The organism is Kitasatospora sp. NPDC091257, from assembly GCF_044757675.1.
GTDB classification, from domain to species: Bacteria; Actinomycetota; Actinomycetes; order Streptomycetales; family Streptomycetaceae; genus Kitasatospora; species Kitasatospora lactacystinica.
Map to the genome: position 1 here is coordinate 1 of NZ_JBIVVI010001865.1, position 1,093 is coordinate 1,093.

The 1,093-nt window shown below is 71.7% G+C and carries 2 protein-coding genes; one reads left to right on the forward strand and one right to left on the reverse strand.

From position 1 onward, the window contains the following. Positions 1-500 (forward strand): hypothetical protein (locus ACIQOV_RS42535; protein ID WP_401056640.1); only part of this gene is annotated, 500 nt, incomplete at its 5' end. Positions 501-556: 56 nt separating this feature from the next. Here the strand turns inward: ACIQOV_RS42535 and ACIQOV_RS42540 are convergent. Beyond that, complete coding sequence (locus ACIQOV_RS42540; protein WP_359901185.1) at positions 557-862, reverse strand: ferredoxin; 306 nt, start codon at positions 860-862, stop codon at positions 557-559. Positions 863-1,093: the final 231 nt, after the last annotated feature.

The following is a 1,093-nucleotide window of genomic DNA, read 5'->3' on the forward strand; positions in this document are numbered from 1 at the left end:
GCTGCGGCGCGGTGGTGGGGGCCGTGCTGGCCGCCTCCCCGGCGACCGGCACCCCGGTGCCCGCGCACCCCGTGCCCACGTCCCTCGCGGTGAGCGCGGGCCCCGACCCGGCCCAGGTCCAACTCCCGCTGGACTGCGGCCCGTTCCCGGTCAAAACGGCGCTCAGCGTGTCCGCGCGGCTCGGCGACGGGCGCCCCGCCACGGTGGTCACCGCGCACTGCGCCACCGAGACCGGCACCCCGCCGGACGCCGTCCTGCTGCTCGGCTTCGGCCCGGGCGGGCGCCCGGAGGTGGTGGCCACGCTGCTGCCCGAGCGCGAGAACCTCACCGTGAGCCGGATCGCGGTGCGTTCGGACGGCGCCATCACCGGCCACGCGCAGGGGTATTCGAGCGAGGACGTGCCGCGGTTCCGGCCCGACATCTCGGTCGACCTCACCTGGACGCACAGGGGCGGCGGCTGGGATCGCTCCCAGACCGCCGCCCCGGTCTCCGCCGTGTGACGGACCGACCACCGCGCGGATCGACCACCGCGCGGACCCGCTGATCCGCGGGCCGGCTACTCCGCGTCCGGCCCGTACACCTCGACCCGGTCGGCGACCCGGCGCACGTGGATGCAGTCGCCGGGGCACTCCTTCGCCGAGTCCACCACGTCCTGAAGGATCGTCAGCGACACCGGGGCGGTCTCCCCGGGCTGCTGGCGCAGCTCGTCGTCCGGCCCCTTCACATAGGCCAGCCCGTCGATGTCGAGCTCGAAGACCTCGGGCGCGTACTGCACGCAGATGCCGTCGCCGGTGCACAGATCCTGGTCGATCCACACCTCCAGCTCTTCGGCCGCTGCCGCCGTCTGCTCGGTCACCGACATGGTCCCCTGCCGTTTCTGTCCCGGGTCGCCCCTATTCCTGGAGCAATCCCGCCATTCGTACAACGATCGGACCTCGACTTGTGGTCGCGATCGGATATCACTTCGCTCGACGATACATCTGGCCCGCTTTGGGTGGTGCGCGGTGGGTATCCCCCTTAGCAGAGGGGAAGCACGCTGGGGCGAAGATCGGACACGCCCGTTCCATCTTTCTTGATCTAGGGGTTTACGGAC